Origin of the sequence: Candidatus Electronema sp. TJ, assembly GCF_048287355.1 — a bacterium.
GTDB lineage: Bacteria > Desulfobacterota > Desulfobulbia > Desulfobulbales > Desulfobulbaceae > Electronema.
Map to the genome: position 1 here is coordinate 1 of NZ_JBLWEP010000149.1, position 5506 is coordinate 5506.

The 5506-nt window shown below is 50.1% G+C and carries 9 protein-coding genes; all 9 read right to left on the bottom strand.

Translation table 11 applies throughout. The annotated features are described in order from the left end of the window. Window positions 1-31 precede the first annotated feature (31 nt). Entirely contained in the window at window positions 32-712 is a 681-nt protein-coding gene (locus ACNKID_RS10050) for a reverse transcriptase domain-containing protein (RefSeq protein WP_417913296.1), read from the bottom strand. Next, entirely contained in the window at window positions 709-1503 is a 795-nt protein-coding gene (locus ACNKID_RS10055; protein WP_417913297.1) for a hypothetical protein, read from the bottom strand. Before ACNKID_RS10055 ends, ACNKID_RS10050 begins: the two co-directional genes overlap by 4 nt. A 132-nt stretch (window positions 1504-1635) precedes the next feature. Further along, window positions 1636-2343: a hypothetical protein gene (locus ACNKID_RS10060; RefSeq protein WP_417913303.1), complete on the bottom strand. Its 708-nt coding sequence runs from the start codon at window positions 2341-2343 to the stop codon at window positions 1636-1638. A gap of 12 nt (window positions 2344-2355) precedes the next feature. Further along, window positions 2356-2631: a type III-B CRISPR module RAMP protein Cmr6 gene (gene cmr6, locus ACNKID_RS10065; RefSeq protein ID WP_417913298.1), complete on the bottom strand. Its 276-nt coding sequence runs from the start codon at window positions 2629-2631 to the stop codon at window positions 2356-2358. Continuing rightward, on the bottom strand, window positions 2561-3136 hold the full coding sequence (cmr6, locus tag ACNKID_RS10070; protein ID WP_417913299.1) for a type III-B CRISPR module RAMP protein Cmr6: 576 nt from the start codon (window positions 3134-3136) through the stop codon (window positions 2561-2563). The genes cmr6 (ACNKID_RS10065) and cmr6 (ACNKID_RS10070) overlap by 71 nt, the downstream gene beginning before the upstream one ends. Then, window positions 3126-3506: a type III-B CRISPR module-associated protein Cmr5 gene (gene cmr5, locus ACNKID_RS10075; protein ID WP_417913300.1), complete on the bottom strand. Its 381-nt coding sequence runs from the start codon at window positions 3504-3506 to the stop codon at window positions 3126-3128. The genes cmr6 (ACNKID_RS10070) and cmr5 overlap by 11 nt, the downstream gene beginning before the upstream one ends. Window positions 3507-3517: 11 nt before the next feature. Beyond that, a complete protein-coding gene (gene cmr4, locus ACNKID_RS10080) occupies window positions 3518-4438 on the bottom strand; it encodes a type III-B CRISPR module RAMP protein Cmr4 (RefSeq protein ID WP_417913301.1) in 921 nt (306 codons plus the stop codon). Continuing rightward, window positions 4428-5387, bottom strand: coding sequence for a type III-B CRISPR module-associated Cmr3 family protein (locus ACNKID_RS10085; protein WP_417913304.1), 960 nt, complete (start codon window positions 5385-5387; stop codon window positions 4428-4430). Before ACNKID_RS10085 ends, cmr4 begins: the two co-directional genes overlap by 11 nt. Next, on the bottom strand, window positions 5285-5506 hold a 222-nt coding region (locus ACNKID_RS10090; RefSeq protein WP_417913302.1), incomplete at its 5' end, for a hypothetical protein. The genes ACNKID_RS10090 and ACNKID_RS10085, both read right to left, overlap by 103 nt.

Below are 5506 nucleotides of genomic sequence, written 5' to 3' on the forward strand. Positions count from 1 at the left end.
ATCTATTGAGTATGCCATGCGCATATCATAGTCATTTTATATTGCTTTGGCTATAGCGCACATAGGCGAAGCCGGAACGGAGCATGGCCTCGTCCAGCTCATCCAGAAACAGATTGGCAAGCACTGGCGAAAGCGGCGAACCTTGGGGAATGCCGCGCTCTATGACCGTCAAAAAATTCCCGTCCCAGACTTCCGCCCGCAGCCATTGCTGCACCAGACGGATAATGCCGCTGTCATCAATATGCCGCCGCAGCTTCTCCAAGAGCAGCTCATGTTCAACCTGATTGAAAAAATCGTCAATGTCCGCATCAGCAACCCACTGATACCCCAGTTCATGCAATTCCATGATCTGCTGCACGGCCTGCCGGACAGAACGGCCTTTGCGGTAGGCGTAAGAGCAATCTTCAAACTCCTGCTCCAAGATCGGCTCAATCCGATGCAGTACAGTGGTCTGCGCCACCCGGTCGCGCACCGCCGGAATGGAAAGCGAACGAGTCTCACCATTGTCCTTCCCTTTGTCCACTTCTATGCGCAAGAGCGGCAGAGGCTGATAGCGTTCATCAGCTAGCTCTGCTTCTAAGGCGGAAAGATTTGCCCACAGTTCGGCTTCAAACTGGGCGATGGTCACTTGATCAATCCCGGCGCAACCCTGATTGGCTTTGACCTGCGCAAAGGCGGTGTTGAGGTCATGAAAAGTAATTGGGTGCATCATACCGGCTCGGTGAGCGGTTTATCCTGCCACACGCTTTCCAGAATAACTCCCAGCAGCAAGGAAGGCAGGGCGTAGCTGATATGCTTAGGATTACCAGAAAAGACTGCTGCGCTGGCCGTGAACAGAAACGACCACGCGCAGGAGATAAAGAGCAATATGCCGATTCTTGTCCACAGCTCCTTTTCTGCTGGCGGCGGAGTCAGCTGTTTGGCCATTTCAATCCGCATGTAGAAGATGGCCGCAATGAGGGACGGAACTGCCGCTGTCCACCGATATAACTCAATGACATCGCTTACTCGGCCTGTGTTCAGAACAAACAGATAACCAGTGAGAATTGTGGTCGCCAGCCGAGGCGCAAGAAGACGGAAGACAACAAAGAAATCCTGTATGCCTCCGGCCAGCCAATACAGGAATCCGGCCAGCAGCAGGGAGCCATAGCAGCTAACCGCAAAATATTCTTTAGCCAGCGCAGGAGAATCCTTGCAGAACCAACCGAACAGCAGCAGATCGAAGAGGATGAGGCCCAGCAGTGCCCAATATGCGGCAGGAGCGAAGCCGCCCGGCTGTTGTTTCGGACTCTTCAACCAGAGCAGTAGGCTAAATGCTTCTTTGAAAGCATAGCGGCGGATAAGCCAGTTGAACACGGCATAGGTGAAGAAATGCCGTTCTTCTGCTGAAGAATACAGCACATTCTCTGCGCCTTTCAGAAAATCAACTGTAACCTTCTCGCGGCTGAAGGCCGGGCCGTATCCTTTTTGCAGATACAGTGTCTGCCGACTGTTGCCCTGCATTAGGAGTTTCATCCGTCTGAGAGCAAATTCCTGACAGCAGCAGGACGATTGATCAATCAGCTCTTTACCGCTTCGTACAGCATTAGCTGAAGAATTTTCTTCTCCGCATGTTCTGCATTGATTGCCCATTATTCAGAGATCAGCAAGGTCAGGTTCTTGATCAGCTTTTCTTATACAGGTCGCTATGTTCCTGGCGACAGATGGCAGGCTCAGAAATCCTTCGTTTGTATCTTCATGCAGCGAGGCGACAGTGATTCGGTCATGTGTCATTTGCAGCTGGGCAAGCATCATCACCACCGCCTTGTATCCGCCGCTGAGAACCAACCAAGTATCCGCCTTTGTTCCGCTGATGATCTCCTGAGCAGCACGATAGGCTTCTTTCAGTCCAACTTTAAGACATCCTGTATATTCAGCGTCAAGCTGCTCGAAATGATGCAGAGTGATTGAACAGGCTGGAAAAATATCTTTCAGAATCAGCTCCAGCAAGCTGCCGCATCTGCCTCCGATGGTATTTTTCTTGCTGGCAAAAAGATGTAGAATGTCATCATCTTGAATATAATTGGCGTTGTGAATTCTCCGCAGCGTCGCCAACTCCGCCCCAAGCAGATGATATTTATCCTTCTCCCAAAGTTCTCTGTTGAACGGGTTCTTCTGTAGAAACTTGTTTATATCATCCCCGCACGCCGACAGGAGTTCCTTGGTCTTGTTTTTGACCTCCTGCCGTTTCTTTAAATCAAGCAGTTCGTCATTGGCGGCAAGGGTTTCAAGTCGTATGTCGCCTTGAAAACAGGGAGCCTCAAGCAGACTCGCTCCAACAGTGATGATATATTGACGAGCCATTCTGTTCACCTATTACTTAAAATATCCATAATTGCTGCCAGTCTTGGAACCGATGCCAAACTCCTGCAAGGCGGATTCAATCCATTCCTGCGCAGTGACCAGAAGCTGTTCTTCCCCTTTGGCCGCTGCCGCAAGCTGCACAGCGAATTGAAACTTAATCTTCCGTTGCACTGCTGGCAGGATCATAGGAATGACGTTTTCCCCGTCGGACGGCCAGTTAGCATTGCCTCTGTAATACTCTGAATAATGCGGAGCCATAACGTCCTTTTCCAAGCAGTACCACAGCATCCAGAAAAACTACCTTTCCCTGCGCTTTCTCCTCGTTCTCAGTCGGCGGCCCGAATATCTGCTCTCGCAACTCCGCATCTTCGACGTTTGCCGCTGCCCAATGCGCAGTCACACCTTTAATCGCTGAACCGGGAAGAAACGGCAGGCCAAAGAGCGGATGCAGACTGATGCCCTGCTCAAACACCGAAGGCGTGCCCCGGCCAATCAGCAGCTTGGTTTCAGTCTGCATCGTAAAGGTTTTTGCGCCAGAATGAAGATACGCCGCCAGCTCTTCCAGCTTGTCAGGCCAGCCGCCTAAACTGATCAACCGATTAACATGTTTTGTTTTCTTCTCGTCTGATTCTTCTCCTGGAACCCTATCTCGTTCGGCAAATTTGCCATAAAATAGACTGGGATTTATATCCGCATCTCCTCCAAGAATATTCTGAAGATTAAGCCGACAGATTCTCTGGCCGCCCGGAATCTCTGCCTCTGTCTTCTCTATTTTCTCCGTCTCATTTTTCATCCAGCATTGCCTCGGCATAACGTTTGAGCCAGAGAATGTATTGACGAATCTTGGCAGTGCACAGCATCAGTTCAGTATCTTTCCTTCCAATCAGCCGCCGATATCCCTTCAATCTGTCACAATCAGGGAGATATTCAGGGCCAAGGTATTCGAGCATATGCTCCATCAGCAGATGGTGATGATCTTTCTTTTTGGCTAAATAAAATGCCAAGGTCTGAAGCAAGCCGCATTGATGAATAAAAGCATCCGTACCCCGAACCAAGCTGAGATATTCTTTCGCAGCATCAGGGTGATTCTCTTTGACATCCAGGATGGCTGAAAACGCCTTTCTTGCATTCTCATTAGCGATATTTCTCACCGGCATATCCATTTCCTCCTTAATCAAGGATGGAACTTCAGCTCCATCAGTCCCTTGCCGATGGTCGCATCTCCGCCGATCTGCACTCGGCAGTTTTCCTCTGCAAGCTGCTCAACCGCCGCCCAAACTGCATCCGCTATTTCCAGCTCCGCATCTTTGGCATTTTTTCCTCTGCCTTTGTCAATGCTCCATAAACTGCACAGCACACTTTGCGACAGCAAATATTCCGTGTAGCGCAGGGAGCCATTCTCAGTGGCCCCAGATTCGCCGATGCGAATATTCGGCGTGACTTCAGTGGCAAAAGTGATGAAATATTGAAAATCATCTTCTGGTAGGACAACCAGATGTTTCTTAAATTTTTCCTTTAGAAACGATGGATACATTTCAGGGAAGATGATACCGGACATTTCTTCTGCAAATTTTGCCAGCTCTTTGCACCCCTCCTTCGGCGCATCATAGCCGTATTCCTCAAGAACAATGTGCTGGCCTGCTTTCAAGTCGTTTAATCCATCCGAGCAGACAAACAGCTGCTCTTCCTTGCTGATTTTTTCTATTAAAGGCCTAAGAGACGGCATTTTTTTAATCCCGTCCCCAGCAAAGCACAGCAATTTTTGATACAGAGCCAATGCCAGCGGCGAAGTTGCCCAGACAAAAGCACCTCTCAGCGAGCGCACCGGAAAAAAGAGAAGCTGCGCATCACCCACGCACAAAGCACCTGAGTGAGCATCATCCCCTGCGCCTGTGTCTGGCCCAAAGAGCACAGCCTTCCGCTCCTTGTTTTCCTCCCATGTTGCCCGAAGCACACCTTTAATTGAGCTGCCTTGAATAATAGGCAAATTGGTGTCGCGCTGCCGCATGATGGGGTTGTCAATCGCGCCCAAGCCTTGCCCGGAGCCGTTATGCACCGGCGAGACCGCAGTCAGATACAGCAGTTTATGCAGCATGGCTGCCTCCTTCGTTCCATGTCCCGATGCAGGTGATGCCGAATCCGGCGCAGGGATAGTAATCTGAAATGGATTTGCTGAAGTGATATTGCTCAAGCAGGGCCGCAAACTTGCTTTCGTCCCAGTCTTTAGTTTCAAAGTAATAGACGCTGCCACCGGGCGCAGCATGAAAGAGGCGGCGCGGCTTTCCTTTTGCTGTTTCATGCGACCAGCCGCTGACACGGCAGGGTTTACGCAAAGCAACCCCGATCAGTTTGGCTCCGCAGAAACAAGCAGGCCATTGCTTTGGTCTCCAGCCTTCCTCAAAAATCGATGGCGTGCAGAGATAGACGAAAAAGCGGCCCTTTTCTGTCAGAACCGCAGGAGAAGGAGCTTGAATGAGCGGCGCGTTTTTGCGAAGACTGATTTTCACTCGACCCCGCTCGCCGCCGAAAAATGCGCCTATGTTTTTCCTGATGATCTTCTCCAATTGGGCGCGGGCATCTTCTGCTGCAAAGCGTAGTTGCACGGAGAAGACATACTGGCGCAGCGTTCGTATTTGTTTATCCCACTCCCGCTTCACCCGCATTCTTGGCGTGATGAAAAACATCCCATCTTTTGCGGCAAAAGAGTCTTCATCAACACCAATGCCGCTGCGCAGTTCAGAACAGGAGAACTTCTCTTCCTTCTCATAACTGAAATTCTCATGAGTTCCATTCTGAATAAATTTTTCCAGAGCAGCATCTTCAATCCATCCCTGCGCTGGGCTAAAGTCTTTGCCAGAGATTTCTTCTCCGTTTGCAAAGACCAAAGACCGCAGTTCTTCAGGCAGATCGGGAAAAATACTGCCAGTTTCTTGAGAAGGAATCAGCCAAGCGTATTCATCTTGTTCCTTGTTGAAATACGCTGCTGCAGGCGCGGGAAAATAGACAGAGCCTTCTTCTCTTTTACCCCAAAAAGGCCCGGCGATGCTCCACGGAAGATCGCGCAGTTCAGAGCTGAAACCGCCGAGCAGTTTGTGTCCTTCTTTTTTGGGTGGTGGTCAAATGGCAAGTGATGAGTTAGTATAGGGTGATGATACAAGAAATC

What these genes read in the sequence shown, in the direction of transcription:
- ACNKID_RS10050 (WP_417913296.1), bottom strand. Translation starts at nt 712, where the DNA reads ATGATGCACCCAATTACTTTTCATGACCTCAACACCGCCTTTGCGCAG.
- ACNKID_RS10055 (WP_417913297.1), bottom strand. Translation starts at nt 1,503, where the DNA reads ATGCAGGGCAACAGTCGGCAGACACTGTATCTGCAAAAAGGATACGGC.
- ACNKID_RS10060 (WP_417913303.1), bottom strand. Translation starts at nt 2,343, where the DNA reads ATGGCTCGTCAATATATCATCACTGTTGGAGCGAGTCTGCTTGAGGCT.
- cmr6 (WP_417913298.1), bottom strand. Translation starts at nt 2,631, where the DNA reads ATGCTGTGGTACTGCTTGGAAAAGGACGTTATGGCTCCGCATTATTCA.
- cmr6 (WP_417913299.1), bottom strand. Translation starts at nt 3,136, where the DNA reads ATGAAAAATGAGACGGAGAAAATAGAGAAGACAGAGGCAGAGATTCCG.
- cmr5 (WP_417913300.1), bottom strand. Translation starts at nt 3,506, where the DNA reads ATGGATATGCCGGTGAGAAATATCGCTAATGAGAATGCAAGAAAGGCG.
- cmr4 (WP_417913301.1), bottom strand. Translation starts at nt 4,438, where the DNA reads ATGCTGCATAAACTGCTGTATCTGACTGCGGTCTCGCCGGTGCATAAC.